This is a genomic window from Streptomyces sp. LZ34 (assembly GCF_053890475.1).
Map to the genome: position 1 here is coordinate 1,984,827 of NZ_CM132680.1, position 21,326 is coordinate 2,006,152.

Below are 21,326 nucleotides of genomic sequence, written 5' to 3' on the forward strand. Positions count from 1 at the left end.
CGTAACAGGCCTGATCAGTGAGTGTCGGCGGCGGTCGGCCGGTAGTCGAACCAGTCGAAGGCGGCGCTGCCTTCGGTGACGTACATGCCGATCACACGGCCGGTGAAGCCGCCGCCGACCTCGGTGGACAGATAGCGGCCGTCGAGTTCGGCCAGTCGCAGGGGTTCGGGCCCCTCGACGGAGAAGGCGAGCGTGTCCGGTCCGCCGGCCCGGACGCCGAGCGGTTGCCGCGCGTGTTCGGCGGAGGTGACGGAGGGGGCGAACACGCCGGTGGTGCGTATGTCGATGGCCAGGGTGACCGGGCCCGGCTCCACCGGGTGTCGTGCGACGCGCCGGCGCAGCGGACCGATCCGGGCGATCACGCTCACCTCTCCCTCGGCTACCTCGAGGTCGTAGTGGTGGGCCTCGTCCATGCGCACCGAGAGCCCGGCGCGGGCCGAGCCGGGGTCAAGGAGGGCCGTCACCCGGCAGTCGGGGTGCTGCTGCCGGCGCCCGAGGAAGGTGTGGCCCGGGCGGTCGAGAGTGGTCCCCGTCGCATGCAGCGTCAGCCACCCCGGCCGGTCGGCCAGCGACCAGGAGCCGGCGGGGCGGCTGCGCGGGGAGATCCAGCCGGGCGCCGGCGCCGGGCCGTCGAAGTCGTCCCGGGGCGGCTCGGGGTCGAGCGGCCACCACGCGGCCGGGGCGGGGTGCCGGCCCCGTACGGGCCCGACCTCGGGCCATCCGTCCACCCATCGCACGGGGGTCAGAAACGTCTCCCGGCCCAGGACATGGAAGCTCGGGAAGAAGCCACGGGGGCGCGTGGCCAGCAGCAGCATCCACCAGGTGCCGTCGGGCGCGCACACCAGGTCGGCGTGGCCGGTGCTCTGGATCGGCAGGTCGGTGCCGCGGTGGGAGAGGATCGGGTTGGCCGGGGCCGCCTCGTAGGGGCCGCGCGGCGAACGGGCGCGGGCGATGGACACGCAGTGTCCGCGCTCGGTGCCGCCCTCGGCGAGCATGAGGTACCACCAGTCGCCGACGCGGTACAGATGCGGGGCCTCGGGATGCTGCAGCCCCATCCCGGACCACACCGGCCAGGGGCCCTCCAGCACCGTTCCGGACGATGAAGTGCCCTCGGCCGCTGACATTGGTGGTGATCATGTAGAAGCGGCCGTCGTGGTGACGGATGGTCGGCGCGAGACGGTCTGCCTTCCGAACAACATCCCGTCGTACTTCCGTGCATACTGAGCCCTCTCGGACGGCATGGGGAGCCGTCCACGTATTCATGGGGGCTGGGTTTTCCATGCGCATGTCCAGGTACGCCGTCGGAGCGGCGTCCGCGGCCCTTCTCGGGGCCGTTCTGGTGGGTTGCTCGTCGGACGGTGGGGGCGACTCGGAGAAGTCCGCTCCGTCCACCGCGCCCCCGACGGCTGAGAAGGCCGTCGAGGAGTCGCCGTCGCCGTCTCCATCGCCCACGAAGTCCGCGGCCCCGGTGATCGCCGTGGGCCAGACGGGGACGTTCGACATCGGCGAGACGGACGAGTACGGCGAGAACTACAAGGTGACCTCGGAGATGCGGGTGACGGCCGTCAGCGCGAAGTACGTGACGCCGGCCGAGATCGACACGACGAACACACCGGAGAACGGTCAATACGTCGTCCTCACGCTCACCTTGAAGAACGTGGGCAAGGCGCCCGTGGAGATCTCGACGTACGGGCAGACGACGTGGGAGGACGGCCAGACATCCGCGCAGGACGCGACCACGCTGGAAGGTGTTGGGGACGGGCCGGACCTCGACACGACGTACAAGCCGGGGCAGTCCGTCACGGGGAAGCTCGTCCTCGATGTCGCCCGCCGTGGCGGGAAGGTGAGTTACGTCGGGGGCGATGACCCGAGCGCGGGGCCGTCGTTCGTGGTGAAGCTGCCGAAGTAGGCAGTCGAGGAACGCGTCCACTCCGTGGGACTGCCCCGTTCTACCCGGGTCACCCGACCGTACCCTGATGCGCATGTCTGACTCGCTGGTCAACATGATGACTGCTCAGGAGTCGTGCCAGCCCGGCCGAATCGCCTATCGCTACCTCGCCACGGGAGACTGTGACGGAGAAATTCAGGAATTGTCGTACGGGCGGCTGGGCCGGCGTTCCCGGGCCATCGGTGCCTGGCTTCAGGAGCGCGGCCTCGCCGGTTCCCGTGCGCTGCTGCTGTATCCGCCCGGCGTCGAATTCATCTGTGGCTATATGGGGTGCCTCTCGGCCGGGGTCATCGCGGTGCCGGGCGTGCCGCCGCAGGGGCGGCGGCAGAACCACCGGGCCCTGACCAGGATGAAGCGCCTGATCGCCGACGCGGACGTCAAGGTGATCCTGGGCGGCCGGCAGGTCATCGAGGCTCTGGACGGCATAGCGGAGCACCTTCCCCAACTGGCCGACATCACCTGCGTCGCCACCGAGGAAATACCCGACGAGGCGGAGCATTCCTGGCGCGCATCCGATATCAAGCCGGATTCGGTCGCGTTTCTCCAGTACACGTCCGGATCGACCTCGGCTCCGCGCGGCGTGACGGTGACGCATGGCAATCTGATGGACAACCAGCGGGTCCTCACCGAAGGATTCGGGCACACCCCTGACGCGATCGCGGAGTGCGGCGGGGAGCTGTTCGTCAGCTGGCTGCCGGTGTATCACGACATGGGCCTCATCGCTCCCGTGCTCAACACCCTTTACCTGGGCGCGACGTCCACCCTCTTCTCCCCGCTGCATTTCCTCCAGCAGCCCGAGCGCTGGCTGACCGCCATGTCGCGGTACCGCCCGCACACCAGCGGGGCGCCCAACTTCGCGTACGAGCTGTGTCTGCGGCATGCCACGCCCGAGCTCATGGGCCGCCTCGACCTGGGGCGGTGGCGGGTGGCGTTCAACGGCGCCGAGCCGGTACGGGCCGCGACGCTGCGGCGGTTCTCCGACACCTTCGCCGCCGCCGGCTTCCGGCGTGAGGCCTTCCTCCCGTGCTACGGGCTCGCGGAGGCGACCCTGATGGTGAGCGGCAACGCCGTGGACGCGGCACCGACGCTGATCACCCGGCCCGACATCGGTTCGCGCCCCGGGACGACGGACGCGGAACTGGTCGGCTGCGGCCGGCCGGGTCCCGGCATGACGGTGCTGATCGTCGACGGCGAACGCCTTGAGGAGTGCCCCGAAGGCGGGGTCGGCGAGATCTGGGTCGCGGGCGAGAGCGTCGCCCGTGGCTACTGGCGCAACGCCCTCGCGACCCGCGAGGTGTTCCGGGCGTCGCTGAAGGACGGCAGGAGCGGATTCCTCAGGACGGGCGACCTGGGATTCCTGCGGAACGGAGAGCTGTTCATCACCGGCCGCCTCAAGGACCTGATGGTGATCGACGGGCGCAACCACTACCCCCAGGACCTGGAGCTCTCGGCCGAGATGTCCCACCCCGCGCTCCGGCCCGGCTGCACCGCCGCGTTCTCCGTCGAGGACGGGGCGCTGGGCGAACAGCCGGTCGTCGTCGCGGAGGCGTCGCCGGAGGTCGCGCCCGAGTTCGACCGGATCACCGCCCTGATCCGCAGCACGATCGGCGAGGCCCACGGCCTGTCGGTGCGGGACGTCGTCCTGGTCAGCCCCGGCACCATCCCCAAGACGTCCAGCGGCAAGATCCAGCGCCACGCCTCCCGGACGGCGTATCTGGAGGGGACGCTCTCTGTGGTCGGGTCGCCGGTCGGGTCGTCGGTCGGCTCCGCCAACGGCAGCGCCTAGCCCATGTCCGCGAGGAAGTTCACCGAGGCCTCCACCGAGGCCGTCCGGGCGTGGCTGGTGCGGGCCGTCGCCGACCGTACCGGGCTCGATCCGCTGCGGGTCGAGGTCGAGCGGCCGATCGCCGAATTCGGCCTGGGGTCGCGCGATCTGGTGACGCTGGCCGTGGGGCTCTCCGAGCGGATCGGCCGTCAGCTGGATCCGTCCCTCCTCTACGACCACCCCACCATCTCCTCGATCGCCGAAGCGCTGTCCGGCGCCGGCCCCGCCCCCGGGTCCGCCCCCTTCGCCTCGTCCGGCGCCCGGGCGGCGGGCCCGGCGGACGACATCGCGATCATCTCGATGGCCTGCCACTTCCCCGGTGGCGCGGACGACCCGGAGGGGCTGTGGCGGCTCCTGGCCGCGGGCGAGGACGCCATCCGCGAAGTCCCCGCGGGCCGTTGGAACACCCAGGCGCTGTACGACCCGGACCCGGAGGCCACCGGCAAGGCGTACACCCTGCGCGGCGGGTTCCTCTCCGGCATCGACCGCTTCGACGCCTCGTTCTTCGGGATCGCACCGCGCGAGGCGGCCGCGATGGACCCCCAGCAGCGGCTGCTGCTGCAGACCGGCTGGGAGGCGATCGAGCGGGCCGGGATGGTCCCCCGGGCGCTGAGCGGCAGCTCCACCGGCGTCTACCTGGGCCTGTACGACAGCGGCTATCTGGCCTCGGCCGGTCTGGGGCAGTTGGACGGGCACGTCGGCACGGGCGCGGCGGCGAGCGTCGCCTCGGGCCGCCTCGCGTACGCGCTGGATCTGCGGGGCCCGGCCGTGACGGTCGACACCGCCTGCTCCTCCTCGCTCGTCGCCCTGCACCTGGCCGCGCGGGCGCTGGCGGGCGGCGAGTGCGATCTCGCCCTGGCCGGCGGCGTCACGCTGATGGTCACCCCGCGCGGCCACGTCGAGTTCAGCAGGCTCCGCGGGCTGTCGCCCACCGGGCGGTGCCGGCCGTTCTCGAACGACGCGGACGGTGTGGTGTGGGCCGAGGGCTGCGGATTGGTGCTGCTCAAGCGGCTGGCCGACGCACGGCGGGACGGCGACCGGGTCCTCGCGGTCGTCAAGGGCTCGGCGATCAACCAGGACGGCCGCAGCCAGGGGCTGAGCGCCCCCAGCGGCCCGGCGCAGGAGCGGGTCGTACGCGCCGCCCTGGACGCCGCGGGCCTCGAACCGCACGACGTGGACCACGTGGAGGCGCACGGCACCGGCACCCGGCTCGGTGACCCCATCGAGGGCCGCGCGCTGGCCTCCGTCTTCGGCCCCGGCCGACCGGCCGACCGGCCGCTGGGCGTGGGGTCCCTGAAGTCGAACATCGGCCACGCGCAGGCCGCGGCGGGGATCGCCGGCGTCATCAAGACGGTGCTGGCCCTGCGGCACGAGCTGCTTCCGGCGTCGCTGTACGCCGAGAACCCGACCGAGCAGATCGACTGGGCGGGCGGCGGCCTGGAGGTGCCCGGCCGTGCGCGGGCGTGGCCGCGCGGCGAGCGGGTCCGGCGCGCCGGGGTGAGCGCGTTCGGGATCAGCGGGACCAACGCGCATGTGGTGATCGAGGAGGCCCCGGAGGACCTGGAGCCATCCGCCGCGCCGTCGCGGCAGGACGACACCGGCGGTGAGCGGGAGGTGACGCTCTTTCCGCTGTCGGCCCGCGGCCTGCCCGCGCTGCGCGGACAGGCCGGCCGGCTCCTCGACGCCCTGACGGCCGAACCGGGCCCGCCCCTGTCCGCCGTCGCCGCGACGCTGGCGCATCGCCGTACGCACTTCGAGCGGCGCGCCGTCGTCGTGGCGCGCCACCGCGACGAGTTGCTGAGCGGGTTGCGCGGCCTGGCCTCCGGGCGGCCCGACGAGGAGCTGGTCGTGGGGGCGCGGGAGACGCTTCCGCCGGGGAAGCTGGCCTTCGTGTTCCCCGGCCAGGGTGCGCAGTGGGCCGGGATGGCGCGTGATCTGCTGGCCCGCTCCCCACTGTTCGCGGACGAGCTCGACCGCTGTGACGCGGCCCTGCGCCCGTACACCGGCTGGTCGGTCGTGGCCGTCCTGCGCGGCGACGCGCAGGCGCCTCCCCTGGAGCGGGTCGATGTCGTCCAGCCGGTGCTGTTCGCCGTCATGGTGTCCCTGGCGGCGGTGTGGCGGGCCCGCGGGGTGCGGCCGGACGCCGTGGTGGGGCACAGCCAGGGCGAGGTCGCCGCGGCCTGCGTCGCCGGGGGCTTAAGTCTGCACGACGCGGCGGCCGTGGTCGCGCTGCGCAGCCTGGCGCTGACGGGCGTGGTGGGGACCGGCGCCATGGCCGTGGTGGCCCTGCCGTACGAGGAGGTCGAGGCCCGCCTCGCGGAGCTGGGCGGGAAGGTGTCCGTCGCGGCCGTCAACAGCGGCAGGTCGACGGTGGTGGCCGGGGACGTGGCCGAGCTGGAGTCCCTGCTGGCCGGCCTGGAGCGGGAGCAGGTGTTCACCCGGCGGCTCGAAGTCGACTACGCGTCGCACAGCGCGCGGGTCGAGCCCGTACGCGAGGCGATCCTGTCCGACCTCGACGGCATCGTCACCTGTCCGGCGTCCGTGGCGTGGTACTCAACGGTGTTCGGCGGGCCGGTCGGCGAGGAGCTGGAGGCCGACTACTGGTACCGCAATCTGCGCGAGCCGGTCCGCTTCGCCGCCACCGTGGAGCGCATGGCGGCCGACGGATACCGGTGTTTCGTCGAGCTCAGCCCGCATCCGTCGCTGATCACCGCCCTGCGGACGGTCGCCGAGGACACCGGACACGAGCTGGTCGCCGTCGGCTCCCTGCGGCGCGACGAGGACGGGCCCGCCTGTCTGGACCGGGCGGCGGCCGAACTGCATGTCCACGGGCGGGAGATCGACTGGTCGCGCCTGGTCGCCGACGGTGCGTGGGCCGAGTTGCCGACGTACGCGTGGGACCCGCAGCGCTACTGGACCGAGCCCGACTCCTCGGCCGGCGCCTCAAGCCTGCTCCCCCGCGCCGGGCACCCGCTGCTCGGGGTTCAGCTGCGGTCGCCGGACGCGACGCGCTGGACGTTCCGGGGCGAGTGGTCCCGCGCCACGGCCGAGTGGCTGCCCGACCACACCGTGTTCGGGCAGGTCGTGGTCTCGGGGACGACCGTGGCGGAGCTGTGCCGGGCCGCGCTCGCCATAGCCGGCCCCGACGGTCCGGCCGACGTGGCAGACCTGCTGCTGCTCGCGCCCCTGACGCTGCCCGCCTCCGGCACGGTGGAGGTGTCCGTCGAGGTGGTGGCCGCGGACCCGCGGGCCGTGCCTGAGGTCTTCGTGCACAGCCGCCCGCGCGGGCCGGAGTCCGAGTCCTCGGGGTGGACGCTGCACGCCACCGCGTCGGCCGGCGAGCCCGCCACCGGCCCCTTCGGCCCGCCGCCGGTGTGGCCGGAGGCGCCCGAGCCGTGCTGGGGCGCGGACACGTATGCGCGTCTCGCCGAGGCAGGCCTCGCCTATGGTCCGGCGTTCCAGTGCGTCCGGTCGGCGGTGCGCACCGGCGACGGTGAGCTGCTGGCCCGTCTGTCGCTCCCGTCGCGGGCCCGCGACGTGGCGGACCCGTATCCGGTCCATCCGGCCCTGCTGGACGCCGCGTTACATGTGGCCGCCGCGTTCGACACCTCGGGCCGGGTGCTGCTCCCGGTCGCCATCGGCCGGTGCGAACTGCTGCCGGGCGGCGCGGCCGACCTCACCGCGGCCGTGCGGCGCACCGGCGGCTCGGGGGCGGATGTCACGCTGGACGTGACGCTGTGGGACCCCGACGGCCTTCCGGCGGGGCGTCTGGAGGGCGTACGGCTGCGCGCCGCCGACCCGGCTGATCTGCGGGGCGCCGCCGAGAGCGCTCGGCATCTGTACGAGGTGGCGTGGACGGCCGTGGCCACCGAGGCCGAGCCGGACGGCACTCCGTCGCCGGGCGATGGCTGGGCCCTGCTCGGCGACCCTTCGGACGGGCAGGTGGCAGCGGCCCGCAGGAGTCTCGACCCGGCGGGCACCGGGGTGCGTACGGCCGCCGCGGTGGACGCGGTGCCGGAGGGCGCCGACACGCTGGTCAGGTTCTGGCCGAGCTCCGACCGAGGGGGCGAACCGGCCGCCGGTGCGGAGGAGTTGGCGGCCGCCGGCCTTGCCGAGCTGCGGGCCCTCCTCGCGCTTCCGCGGGACCGGGCGCCGTCACGGGTCGTCTGGGTGACCCTCGGCGCGGTCGCGGCTGACGGCGGCGACATGGTGCCGGGCCTGGCCCAGTCGGCGCTGTGGGGCCTGGCCCGCAGCGCGCGCACCGAACACCCTGAACTCGGACTGCGCCTGGTCGACCTTGACGGCCCCGGCCCATGGCCCGCCCTGCCCGCCGCCGTGGCGGAGCCCGACGAGCCGGAACTCGCGGTCCGCGGCAGCAGGTTGCTCGCGCCGCGCCTCGTACGCGCCCGCGCCGACGACGACCTCCGGGACGCGGCCGGCCCGGAGCCGGCCGGGCGCGCCACGGCGGTGCCCACCGACGGCACGGTGCTGGTCACCGGCGGCCTGGGCGCGGTGGGCCGGCACCTCGCGCGGTGGCTGGCGAAGCACGGCGTTCCACGGCTGCTGCTGACCTCCCGGCGGGGCCCCGACGACCCGCGCCACGCCGAGATCATCGCGGAGCTGGCCGCGCTCGGCGCCGAGGTCGACGTGGTGGCGTGCGATGTGGCGGACGGGACGGCGCTCGCCGAGGTGCTCGGTGGCGTCGGCCGCGAGCTGCCGCTGCGCGGTGTCGTGCACTGCGCGGGCCTGCTGGCCGACGGGGTGCTCGCCGAGCAGACGCCCGAGCGGTTCGCGGAGGTACTGCGCCCCAAGGTGGCGGGCGCGGCCAACCTCCACCGGCTCACCGCCGACGCACCGCTGGACTTGTTCCTGCTGGTGTCCTCGGCCGCCGGGGTGGTGGGGAACGCCGGGCAGAGCAACTACGCGGCCGCCAACGTGTTTCTCGACCAACTGGCCCATCACCGGCGGGCGTTGGGCCTTGCCGGCGTTTCGGTCTCCTTCGGGGCCTGGTCGGGGGCCGGGCTCGCCGCCGAACACGCGGACCTGGAGCGGATGGCCGGGGCCGGGTACCGCGCCCTGACCCCCGATCAGGCCTGCGAGCTGGTCGAGCTCTCGCTGTCGCGCCGGGCGCCGCATCTGGTGGCCTGGGCGCTGGACCGGCCGCGGCTGCGCGACACCTTGGCCCGTGACGGCGGCCCGGCGGCGCTGTGGCGCACGCTGCTGCCCGCTCCCCGGGCGGTCCGGGACGGCTCCGAGCCGACGGCCCGGCTGGCCCGGCTGGTCCGGCTCCCGGAGGCCGAGCGCGCCGAACGGGTGCTGTCCCTGGTCCGCGAGGAGGCGTCCCGGGTCCTGGGGCTGCGCTCGCCGGACGCCATCCGCCCCGACCAGCCGCTGCGCGAGCTGGGCATGGACTCGCTCATGGCCGTCGAGCTGCGCAACCGGATCGGTGCCCGGCTCGGCTCCCGGCTGGCGGCCACCGTACTGTTCGACCACCCGACGACGGCCCGGCTCGCGGACCATCTGCTGGGCACCGTGCTCGCGTCGGGCGACCCTGCCGCCGAGCGGCCCGCGACCGGCGCCCCGCGGGCGCGCGGCGGGTCCGACGAGCCCGTGGCCGTGGTCTCCATGGCCTGCCGGCTGCCGGGTGGCGTCGCCGCCCCCGAGGCGCTGTGGGATCTGCTCGCCGACGGCCGCGACGCGGTCGGGCCGTTCCCGGCGGACCGCTGGGACGTCGCGTCGCTGTACGACCCCGATCCGGAGGCCCCGGGCAAGACCTACGCCCGGGAGGGCGGGTTCCTCCAGGACATCGACGCCTTCGACGCGGGCTTCTTCGACATCACCCCGCGCGAGGCCGCCGCGATGGACCCCCAGCAGCGGCTGCTGCTGGAGACGGCGTGGGAGGCGCTGGAGCGCGCCGGGATCGTGCCGGCCGCGCTCGCGGGCAGCACCACCGGTGTGTACGTCGGCATGTTCGGCAGCGACTACCTGGCCGGGTCCCGGCTCGACCAGTTGGACGGCCATGTCGGCACGGGGACGGCGCTCAGCGTGGCCTCGGGCCGGCTCGCCTACGCTCTGGGGCTGCACGGCCCGGCCCTGACCGTGGACACCGCGTGCTCCTCCTCGCTCGCCGCGGTGCACCTGGCCGCCCAGGCGCTGCGCTCCGGCGAGTGCGACCTGGCGCTGACCGGCGGGGTGACGCTGATGGTGACGCCGCAGACGTTCGTGGAGTTCAGCCGGTTGCGGGGGCTGTCCCCGACCGGTCGCTGCCGGTCGTTCTCCGACGACGCCGACGGCGCCGTCTGGGCCGAGGGCGCGGGGATGGTGGTGCTCAAGCGGCTGGGCGACGCGCGGCGCGACGGCGACGAGGTGCTCGCGGTGCTGCGCGGCACCGCGGTCAACCAGGACGGCCGCAGTCAGGGTCTCTCGGCCCCGAACGGCCCGGCCCAGGAGCGGGTCGTCCGCCGGGCCCTGGAGCTGTCCGGCCTCGCGCCCGCGGACATCGACTACGTGGAAGCGCACGGCACGGGCACCACACTGGGCGACCCGATCGAGGCGGGCGCCCTGTCGGAGGTGTTCGGCGCCTCCCGCCCGCAGGGCCGCCCGCTGCACCTGGGCTCGCTCAAGTCGAACCTCGGCCATCTACAGGCCGCTTCGGGCATCGCCGGTCTGATCAAGGTGGTGCTCGCGCTGCGCCACGAGACGCTGCCGCGCACCCTGCACGCCGCCCGGCCCAGCCGCCACGTGGACTGGGACGGCAGCGGGCTGCGGCTGCTGCGGGAGCCGGTGGCGTGGCCGTCGGGCGCGCGGGTGCGGCGCGCGGGGGTCAGCGCGTTCGGGATCAGTGGCACCAACGCCCACGTGGTCGTGGAGGAAGCCCCACATCAGCCTCGGCCATTACGGCCCGCGCCGGTCTCCCCGCGGGCCGAAGCACCCCCGGAGCGGCGGCTGTTCGTGGTGTCCGCGCGCAGCGACGCCGCCCTGCGCGGCCAGGCCGCCCGGCTCGCCGGACACCTGGCGGCGCTCCCGGCCGACGGTCCCGCCCCCGCGCTGCCGGACCTCGCCTATACGCTGGCCCGCCACCGGAGCCACTTCGAGCGGCGCGCGGCGGTGCTGGCCGGCGACCGGGGTGAGTTGCTGGCCGGTCTCGGCGCCGTGGCGAGGGGAGAGGCTCAAACGGAGGCGCGAGCAGACGTGTCGCTGTCGCCGCCGGGGGCCGCGCCCGCGGGCAAGGTGGCGTTCGTCTTCCCCGGGCACGGCGGACAGTGGCCCGGCATGGGCGTGGAACTGATGGCCGGCTCGGAGGCGTTCCGGGAGGAGCTGTCCCGCTGCGACGCGGCGATCGCCCGCCACACCGGCTGGTCGGTGCTCGCGGTGGTGCGCGGCGAGGAGGGCGCGCCCGGCCTCGAGGCGACGGACATCCTGCAGCCGGTGCTGTTCGCGGTCAACGCCGCGCTGGCCGCCGCCTGGCGCTCGCTGGGGGTTGCCCCCGACGCGGTGGTCGGCCACAGCCTGGGCGAGATCGCCGCGGCGTACGGCGCGGGTGCCCTCACCCTGGACGACGCCGCGGCCGTGGTGGCCCGGCGGGCCCGCGCGGTGGTGCCGCTGGCCGGTGCGGGCGGGCTGCTGTCCGTGGAGCTGCCGCGCGAAGAGGTCGAACGCCTCCTCGCCCCGTACCCGGACCGGCTGTTCGTGGCGGCCGTCAACAGCGGCACGTCCACCACCGTCTCCGGTGACCTCGACGCGCTGGCCGAGCTGCGGCGGCGGCTCGACCAGGAGGGAGTGGCCGCGCGGCGGCTGTCAGCGGCGTTCCCCTCCCACAGCCCGCTGATGGCTCCGCTGCGCGGGGAACTGCTCGACGCCCTGGAGGGGGTCCGGGGCACGCGGGCGCGGACCCCGCTGTACTCGACGGTGCTGGCGGAACCCGTCGCCGGTGACCGGCTGGACGCCGACTACTGGTACGCGAATCTGCGGGAGCCGGTCCGGTTCGCCGACACGGTGCGGCGCATGCTGGACGACGGCTACCGCTACTTCGTCGAGCTGAGCCCGCATCCGTCGCTGGGCCCGGCGATCGAGTCCGTCGCCGCCGAGGCCGGGGTCGACGCGGTGAGCGTCGGCTCGCTGCGCCGCGACGACGGCGGCCGGGACGGGCTGCTGCGCCGGCTCGGGCGGCTGTACGGCGCGGGGCACACGCCCGACTGGTCGGCCCTGTTCCCGGCGGGCCGCCGCGCCGACCTGCCCACGTACGCCTTCGCCCAGGAGCGCCACTGGCTGTCGGCCGCTCCCGCGCTGCCGTCGGGGCCGGGCACCTCGCCACTGGTCGGCACGCATCTGGAGGTCAGCGACGAACCGGACCGGCACCTCTTCCAGACCGACATCGACCTGCGGGACAGCCGGTTCGGCTATCTGTCCGACCACCGGGTCGCCGGGGAGGTGTGGCTGCCCGCCGCGGCCTTCCTGGAAATGGCGCTCTCGGCGGCTTCGGCGCTCCAAGAGGGCGGACCGGTGCGGCTGGCCGAGGTCGCGTTCGAGGCGCCGCTGCGCCTGGAGCCGGAGACGCCCGTACGGCTACAGCTGGTCCTGCGGCAGGACGGCGGACCAGGCGGCGTCCGGAGCTTCACCATCGCCTCGGCGGCCTCGAACGAGCGGCGGCCGACGTGGGTACGGCACGTCAGCGGGCGCATCACCCACGTCGGCGCAGAGCCCGCCGACGAGGCCGGCGCCGAGCCGGGCGCCGCTCACGAAGGACTCGCCGCACTGCGGGACATGTGCGCCGACGCGGTCGACATGGCCGGTGTCCACGCCGGTCTTGCCGCCCTGGGCATTGACTACGGCCCGGCGTTCCGGCGCCTGGCGGAGGGCCGGCGCTCGGATGTGGCGGCGCTCGGCCGGCTGACCGAACTGCCCGCCTCCGGGCATCTGCTGCACCCTGCGATCCTCGACGCCGCCTTCCAGACGGCCGCCCTGCCGGGCGACGCCCCCGCGGGCCGGGCGTTCGTACCCGCCGGGGTCGGACGGCTGACGTTCACGGGACTGGGCACCGCACCGGCCTGGGCGACCTGCCGGCTGCGCGCGGTGGACGGGGACACCGTGACCCTGGATCTGCGGCTCTGGGACGAGCGGGAACAACTCGTCCTGGACATCGAGGGATTCCGGCTGGCCGCGCTGTCCCCGCTGGACGGGTCGCTCTTCGAGACGCGGTGGCTGCCCCGGCCCGCCGCGCGGGAGGTGCCCACCCAGGGCAGTTGGCTGATCCTGTCCGACGAGTCGGGCGTGGGGGCCGCGCTCAGCGGCCTGCTCGGCCCGGTGCCGCACGTGGTGGCCCGCAGGGGCGACACCTTCGCGGCCGAGGCACCGGGGCGCTACCGGCTCGATCCGCTGAACCCGCGGCACCTGACGCGCCTGCTGGCGGAGGCCTTCCCCGAGGGCCCGCCCGAACGGGTGGTCCAGCTGTCCGCCCTGGACGCCCCGGCGATCGCCCCGATGACCGACTCGATGACCGACCCGATGGCCGACTCGGCGATCGACCCGGCCGAGGCGGCCGCCCGGGCCGCCCGGCTGTGCTGCCTGACCACCCTCCACCTGGTACGGGCGCTCGCCGAGCGTCCCCACGGCCGGGCCCCGCGCCTGTTCCTCGTCGTACGGGGCGCTCAGGCCGCCGGGGACAGCACCGAGGTGACACACCCACAGCAGGCGCTCGGCTGGGGCTTCGGCCTCGCGGTGGCCCAGGAGTACCCGGAGCTGGCCACCACGCTGATCGACCTGCCGACCGACGGCGGCCTCGACGCCCTGTGGACACAGCTGCGGCACGCCGACGACGAGCGCCTGGTCGCGCTGCGCGGGACGGGCCGCCTGGTCCCGCGCCTCGTACGCACCCGCCCGGACGACGCCGGGCGCGGCGAGTTCAGCCCCGACGGCACGTATCTGATCACCGGTGGCCTCGGCGGCCTCGGCCGGGTCGTCGCCGAGCGCCTGGTGCGGCGCGGGGCGCGTCGGCTGGCGCTGCTGAGCCGGGGCGCGCCCACCCCGGAGGCGGCGCGCTGGCTCGAGGCCCTGCGGGGGCGCGGCGTCACCGTATGCCACGCCCGGGCGGATGTCGCCGACCGGGAGGGTCTGGCCGCCGCGCTGGACGGGCTGCGGCGCGAACTCGGCCCGGTCACCGGCGTCGTCCACACCGCCGGCGTGCTCGACGACGCCACCCTGCCGAATCTGACGGACGAGCGGGTGCTGCGCGTCCTCGCCCCCAAGGTGCTGGGCACGGCCCTGCTCACGGAGCTGGTGCCGGAGGCGGAGAGCCTGGTGCTGTTCTCGTCGGCGGCGGGCCTGCTCGGCTCGGCCGGGCAGAGCCCGTACTGCGCGGCGAACGCCTTCCTGGACTCCTGGGCACACCATCTCGCCCGCGCCGGCCGGCCGGCGCTCAGCCTCGACTGGGGCGCCTGGACGGGCGTCGGGCTGGTCGCCGAGTCCGACACCCGGGCCGCATCGGTGAGCCGGTCGGGCCTGGTCGGCTTCTCCCCGCAGGAGGGAGGCGAACTGTTCGAGCGGCTGTTGCCCACGGCACGCCGCCAACTCGCGCCGCTCGCCCTGGACTGGGCGGCGCTCGCGCTCGACCCGGACGCGGCACGGTCGCGGCCGTTGCTGTCCGACCTGGTCACCGCCCGGCGCGCCCCGGCCGCCGCGCCGGGCGCGGACGGGCTGGTCGACCGGGTGCTCGCGGCCACGACGGCCCGGGAGCGGACCGACCGGCTGGAGGCCTATGTACGGGCCAGGGTCGGCGAGGTGGCCGGCCTCGGTGTCACGGACGCCGCCTCCACCACGGCCCTGAAGGAGCTGGGTCTCGACTCCCTGATGATCGTCGGGCTGCGCAACGCCTTCACCCGCGAACTCGGTGTCGAACTGCCCGCCGCCGCGGTGTTCTCGGCGGCCGACATCCGCGGCCTCGCGCGGGACCTGGGCGCGGCGCTGACCGAGCGGGGCACCACCGCCGGGCCGGGTTCCGCCCTTCCGGCGGCCGAGGCAGAGGTGCCCGAGGCCGAGCTGCGGACCGCGACCCGCGACGTGGTACGGCTGCTGCGCAGCGCCCGGCAGGACACACCGGGCGCCGCGCACGCCATCGGCCTCGCGGTCCGGCTCACCGTGCCCACCACCCGGCGGCGGCTGACGGACATCCTCGCCCGGCTGGCCGGGCGGCACGCGGCGCTGCGCACGGCGATCCTCACGGGCGCCGGGGAGGGCCCACGGCTGCGGGTCGAGCGCGAGCCCGCCGGCCCCCTGCTGCGCTGGACCGAACTCGGCGGCGGCGCGGACGGGGACGCCGAGGTGGACGGGCGGCTGCGGGAGCTGCTGGAGCCGCCGTTCGACCTGGCGTCCGCGCCGCTGTGGCGGTTCGAGCTGCTCGACCGCGGCCACCGGGGCCAGACCCTGGTGTTCGGCGCGCACCACGCGGTGAGCGATCTGCAGTCGCTGCTGCTCGTGGCGGCCGAGATCGACCGCGAGCTGTCCGGCACCCCGCTGGGCGACACCGTCTCCAACCGCGACATCGACCTGCTGCTCCAGGCACAGAAGGCGCAAGAGGCACAGCAGGCACAGCAGGCGCGGCCTGCCGACCGGCCCGGCGACGCGGCGGCCGACTGGCGCGAGGCGTTCACCGGCAGCGCCCGGCTCGATCTGACGCTCGCGCGACCGCGCCCGCCGGTGCGCTCCTTCCGGGCGGGCAGCGTGACCCTGGCGATTCCCGACCCGCTCATGGAGCGGGTGTCGTCCCGGGCGAGCCAACTGGCGATCACACCGGCTGCCTTCTGCCTGGGCACCCTGACCGTGCTGCTCGCCCGCGAGCGGGAGCGCGACCGATTCGTGCTCGCCGTCCCGGTGGACACCCGTATCCACGTCGACGCGTACGACGCGGTGGGCTTCTTCGGGGTGCCGGTGCCCATCCCGGCCCAGGCCACGCCCGGCGAGGCGATCCACGACGTACTGCGCCGCACCGACGGCCGCCTGGACCGGGTCCTGACGAAGGGCGCCATGTTCTCCGACGCCCTGTCAGCGCTCGCCGCGCAGGGGCTCCACCGGGAGAACGCGCCGCTCGTCGAGGTGTACTTCAACTACGTACGGTCCTCGGCGGCGCGGCTGGACAACCTGGAGGTCCTTCCGGCCGGGACCGGATACTCCGACCTCGACCTGATGGTCACCATGACGCCGGACGCCGGACGGCTGCGGCTGGACTACAGCCTGGACATCATGGACGAGGCCGGCTGCACCGCGCTCGGTGAGAGGTTCCTGCGGCTGCTCGCCGAAGCGGCCGACGATCCCGCGGCGCCGGCCCGTCCCGCGGCCCCGCGCCCCTCGCTCGCCCTCGCGGCCACCTTCGCCCTCGGCAACCTGCCGCTGCTGTGCGAGACGGCCCTGAACGACACCTCGTCAGGGGGCGGTGACGGCGGGGTGACGGTCCTGGAGGCGCCCTATCACCATGTCCTGGCGAGCCTGCGGGATCCCTCCGGAGTCTTCGCCGACTCCTCGACGGCGCTCGGCGTGGTGCTGCTGAGGGCCGCCGACCTGGAACGGTTCGGGCCGGTCAACGACGCGCTGCTCGCCGAGTTGCTTACGGAGTACCCGGCCGCGCTGCGGGCCCTGTCCGAGCGGACCCGGACGCCGCTGGTCGTCGGGTTCCTGCCGTCCTCGTACGGCGACGACCGGCTGGAGCGGTGGGAGCGCGAGGTGGCCGCCGAGCTCTCGGACCTGCCCGGCGTCGCGGTGCTGCGCCCCGACGACTGGACCCGGCACCACGCCGTCGCGGACCGGCTCGACGACCACACCGACAAACTGGCGCACCTGCCGTTCACCCCGCCGTTCCAGGCGGCCGTGGCCCTCACCCTGGCCGAGGTGGTACGGGCCGTGCGCCGCACGCCGCCGAAGGTGATCGCGGTGGACGGCGACGAGACGCTGTGGAGCGGCGTGGCCGGGGAGGTCGGCCCGGACGGCGTGGACCTCGGCGGCCCTCGCGCCCTGCTGGCCCGCCGGCTGCTCCAGTGGCGTGCCGCCGGGGCCCTGCTGGTCCTGGTCAGCAACAACGACGAGGCCACGGTACGGGCCGTTCTGGACCGCCCGGACAGCCTCCTGCGGGCGGAGCACTTCAGCGTGGTCTCCGCCACGTGGGGCCGCAAGGCGGAACGGCTGGAGGCCGCGGCACGCACCCTCAACCTGGGCCTCGACAGCTTCGTGTTCCTCGACGACAACCCGGTCGAGATCGCCGCCATGCGGTCCGCGCTGCCCGAGGTGCTGTCCGTGACCTGCCCGGCGGCCGGGGAGTTGGCGCCCTTCCTGGCCCGACTGTGGCCGCTGGTCCCCGCGGCGGCCACGGCGGAGGACTCGCTGCGCGCGGAGTTCTACCGCCAGGAGCGGGCCCGCGACGCGGTGCGCGAGCGGGCCGGGTTCGAGGAGTTCCTCGCCCAGCTGGACCTGGAGGTCGACATCCGGCCGCTGTCCGAACCCGATGTCCAGCGCGCCGAGCAACTCGTACGCCGCACCAACCAGTTCACCCTGCGCGCCCGGTCGGCCGACGGCGGCGATCTGGAGCGGTGGCGTCGGCAGGGCGAGGTGTGGACGGCCGCGGCCCGTGACCGGTTCGGGGACTACGGGCAGATCGGGCTGCTCGCGGTCCGCCAGGAGGGCGACCGGCTCGACGTCCTGGCCTGGATGCTCAGCTGCCGTGCGCTCGGCCGCGGGGTGGAGGAGCGGCTGCTGGGGTGGCTGGCGGACCGCGCCGATGCCCTGGGCTGCGCGAAGGTGCGCCTGACGGCGGAGCGGACACCGCGCAACGTACCGGCCCGGCGGCTGCTCGCCGCGCTGGGCGGCGGCGAGCCGGACGATACGCGGCTGACGCTCGTGACGACGCCGGAGCACCTGCGGGCGTTCCGGTCCTGGCAGCAGTGAATTGACGAAGGGACGGAAAGACCGCGTGAGTGACGAGGCCATGCAGGTGGGCGCGGCGGACGAGGGGCAGCGGCAGACCGGCGAGTCGATCGAACGGGGCGACGGCGGGCTCAGCGTGGCCGACCTGCTGGCCCTGGCCCTGCCCGGGGCCGCGTCGGCACCGGCCGCGGCCCACGCAACAGCGGGCGACGGGCCCGGCGACGGACCGACCGCGGAGACCGGCGCGGAGACCGGCGCGGGTGTCGGCGCCGACGTCGGCGCGAAGGTCGATACCGACGTGGACCGCCTGGCGGAGGCCATCGCCGCCGCGGCGGCCCGCTTTCTGCCCGACGGCCGGATGGCGCCCGACACCGACTTCTTCGACGCCGGGGGCACCTCCGTCGACGCGGTGGAACTGGTCGCGGCGGTGGCCCGGGAGTCGGGTGTGGAGCTCGCCCTGGACGATGTGTTCGCGGACGCCCGGCCGCGCCGTCTCGCCGAACGTTGGCTCTCGGCCACCGGGATCCAGGCCGTGCACACCCCGCCCGCGAACACCTCGCCCACCGACGCCCCGGACACCCCGCCCACCGACATCCCGGCCACCGACGCCCCGGCCCCGAGCCCGGCGGCCCCCGTCCCCGCGGCCCAGGCCGCCCCGGCGGCCCCCGCGGCCCGTGCCCTGCCCGCGCGCGCGGCCGACGAGGACCTCGACCTGGTCCTGGCCGACCTCGCCCGCGCCGACGCCCTCCCGTGGACGGGCCCGCCGGAGTCCGCCGCGCCCCGCCGGATCCTGCTGACCGGGGCGACCGGCTTCCTCGGCGGCCACATGCTCCTCGATCTGCTGCGGTACAGCGACGCCCACGTCTACTGTCTGGTCCGCGCGGCCGACGAGGACGAGGCCACGCAGCGGCTCGGCGCGGCGCTGGCCGGCTTCGCCCTGCCGTGGTCCTCGGAGATCCGCAGGCGGGTGACGGTGCTGCCGGGCGACCTCCGCCGACCGCGCCTCGGCCTGCCGGAGGACCGCTGGGGCGCGCTGGCCGAGGAGCTGGACTCCGTCGTCAGCGTGGCGGCGGCGGTGGACTTTCTGCGCGGCTACCCGTCGCTGCGACAGAGCAACGTGATCGGGCCGCTGACGCTGGCGGAGCTGGCGGCGACCGGGCGGCCCAAGCCGCTGCACCACATTTCGTCGATCGCGGTCTTCAACCAGGTCGGCATCGCCTCCATGGGCGAGGACGACCCGCTCGCCCGCATCGACCGCCTCGTCGCCGGCTACGACAAGTCCAAGTGGGCCGCCGAGACCGCGCTGCGGCGCGCCCGTGACCACGGCCTGGTGGTCACCGTGATGCGCCCCGGAGGCATCGGCGGACACACCAAGACGGGCACGTACAACGCCCAGGACCTCAGCAGCGGGCTGATCTCGGCGTTCGGCCGGTTCCGTACCGTGCCCGCCTTCCGCTACCTCAACGCCGCCCCGGTGGACTGGGTGAGCCGGGTGGCGGCGGCCGTGATCTGCGAACCCGACGCCTGGGGCTACAACTACAACCTGACGGGTGTCCCGAACACCCTGGACGACGTGGTGCGGGACATGGGGTTCGGCGGCATGAACGTACGCGTACAGGACTGGGACGAGTGGCGGGCCGACGCCCTGGCCCGCCTCGAGGCCGAGCCGGTCCCCGGGCTGGACTTCCTGACCAGGCTGTTGCGCAACCCCGCGGCCCTGAAGCTGTGCGAGGCGACGCTGAAGGGGCCGGCCGCCACCGACGAGCGCACCGAGGCGTTCGTCGCCGCGCACGACCTGCCGGCCGCCGCCCGGTACGACACCCAGGCGCAGCTGAAGACGTTCGAGCGGCTGGCCAAGGACGGCCTCGGCCGGCTGCCCGACCGCGAGGACCCGCCGTACCTGTGGTTCCCCGAGACGATCGAGGGGAGCCTGGGCTCGGTCGGCGGGCCCGCGCACAGCGGGTGCACGCTGTCGCTGACCCTGTCGATCGCGAGCATGTACCAGCTGGTGCGGGAGCGCCGGGTCGATGTCCGCGGAGAGCTCTCCTGCGCGCTGCTGCACCCCGAGCCGGTCGTGGTGGAGCGGGGCGATCTGTGGGTCCGCCCGCAGGAGGGGATACCGCTGCGGCACGGTCTGCGGCATCAACTGCTGCTCTACCGGCTGCGGTTGCGGGACGCCGATGGCCGGGGGTGGTGGCTGGAGGGCCGGAAGTTCGCCCGTGCGCGGCGCGATGTGTGGCGGCAGACGCGGGCGCTGACCGTCGAGATCGGCCGCGAGGGCGAGCCGGCGAGCCTGGCGGGCGAGGTCGTCGTGCCCGCCGACAGCTATGTGCGCGACCAGATCGACGGCATCCGGGTCGATCCGCGCCTCTCCGCTCAGGAGAAGCGGGTCGCCAAGCTGACGTGGCTGGCCTGGTTCGGCCGGGAGGTGGGCCGCGGCCTGATCGGCCCGTTCGCCCGGGTCGGGGCGGACCTGCTCGACCTTCGCCGGAACCCGACGCTGACGGAGCGCACCCGATGACCTCGCTGACCCCGATGACCCGGATCACCCTGCGACCGCTGTACGCCCGGCTCGACGAGGCGACCGTCGAGGAGATCCCCTTCCGGGCCAAGGACGGGACCCGGCTCGGCCTGAGCAGGGTCACCACCGGCTCGTCCCCCGGCCAGGGGCACCGGCCCGCGGTGCTGCTGCTGCACGGCCACACCGCGTCCTCCGACATGTTCCTGCTGCCCGAGACCCGCAACCTGGTCGAGGTGCTGCTGGACGAGGGGTACGAACCGTGGCTGCTCGACTGGCGGGGCAGCTGCCGGCTCCCGTACAACGAGACCGGCCGCCGGTACACGTACGACGATGTCGCCGTGTACGACATCCCGGAGGCGGTGGCGCTGGTCCGGCAGCGGATCGGCGACCGGCCGCTGTTCGTCGTGGCCCACTGCATGGGCGCGCTCGCGCTGTCGATGAGCATGACGGCGGGGCTGGTGCCGGGGCTCGCCGGGGTGGTGGCGCAGGGGGTGTTTCTGACGCCGAAGCTGGCGGGCCGGACGTCCCTGCGGATGACGCTGGCCGCCGAGCTGCTGAAGTCCCGTGTCGACCACATCCCCGTGGACTTCCGCAAGGTGGGCTTCTGGTCGCGGTACACCCCGCTGTTCGCCCTGGCCTCCCGGAAGGCGAGCTGCCCGGACCCGACCTGCCAGATCCTGCACAACTCGGCCTGGGGTACGGGGGCTTCGCTGTTCGTGCACGAGCATCTGTCCGCCACCACCCACGACCGTCTGGCGGAGCTGCTCGGCCCGGCGCCGCTGTGGATCCTGCCGCATCTGCGCCGGATCGAGCTGGCGCGCAGCGTGGTGCGCTGGCACCACGGGGACGACCGCTACCGGGCGCTGCCGGAGAACGCCCTGGACCGGGCCGACCGCATCGACTGCCCGGTACTGCTGCTCTCCGGCAGCGAGAACGGGCTGTGGCTGGACTCCCAGAAGCTCTGTCACGAGGTCCTCGCCGCGCGTCAGCCGCAGCTGGATGTGGCGTACGCCGAGGTCCCCGGCTACGGTCACCTCGACACGTTCATCGGCCGGGGCGCCGCCCTCGATGTGTTCGGGCACATCCTCGACTTCCTGGGCAAGCGCCGGTGATCGACCGGTGGACCA

At 74.8% G+C, this 21,326-nt stretch carries 5 protein-coding genes and 1 pseudogene; 5 read left to right on the plus strand and 1 reads right to left on the minus strand.

Going from position 1 to position 21,326, the window contains the following annotated elements; translation table 11 throughout:
• Window positions 1-14: 14 nt before the first annotated feature.
• A pseudogene (locus tag ACWY4P_RS07025) lies at window positions 15-1,173 on the minus strand (family 43 glycosylhydrolase); the annotation flags it as partial.
• Window positions 1,174-1,285: 112 nt separating this feature from the next.
• Between ACWY4P_RS07025 and ACWY4P_RS07030 the strand changes: the two are divergent.
• From ACWY4P_RS07030 to ACWY4P_RS07050, 5 genes are all read left to right on the plus strand, one after another.
• Window positions 1,286-1,909, plus strand: coding sequence for a DUF4352 domain-containing protein (locus ACWY4P_RS07030; protein WP_456209269.1), 624 nt, complete (start codon window positions 1,286-1,288; stop codon window positions 1,907-1,909).
• 73 nt (window positions 1,910-1,982) lie between these two features.
• Window positions 1,983-3,734 (plus strand): fatty acyl-AMP ligase, encoded by a 1,752-nt coding sequence (locus ACWY4P_RS07035; protein WP_456209270.1) that lies wholly within the window; start codon window positions 1,983-1,985, stop codon window positions 3,732-3,734.
• A gap of 3 nt (window positions 3,735-3,737) precedes the next feature.
• Window positions 3,738-17,699, plus strand: a complete 13,962-nt coding sequence (locus ACWY4P_RS07040) for an SDR family NAD(P)-dependent oxidoreductase (protein WP_456209271.1) — start codon at window positions 3,738-3,740, stop codon at window positions 17,697-17,699.
• 25 nt (window positions 17,700-17,724) lie between these two features.
• Window positions 17,725-20,199 (plus strand): thioester reductase domain-containing protein, encoded by a 2,475-nt coding sequence (locus ACWY4P_RS07045; protein WP_456209272.1) that lies wholly within the window; start codon window positions 17,725-17,727, stop codon window positions 20,197-20,199.
• Window positions 20,196-21,311: an alpha/beta hydrolase gene (locus ACWY4P_RS07050; RefSeq protein ID WP_456209273.1), complete on the plus strand. Its 1,116-nt coding sequence runs from the start codon at window positions 20,196-20,198 to the stop codon at window positions 21,309-21,311. Before ACWY4P_RS07045 ends, ACWY4P_RS07050 begins: the two co-directional genes overlap by 4 nt.
• Window positions 21,312-21,326 lie beyond the last annotated feature (15 nt).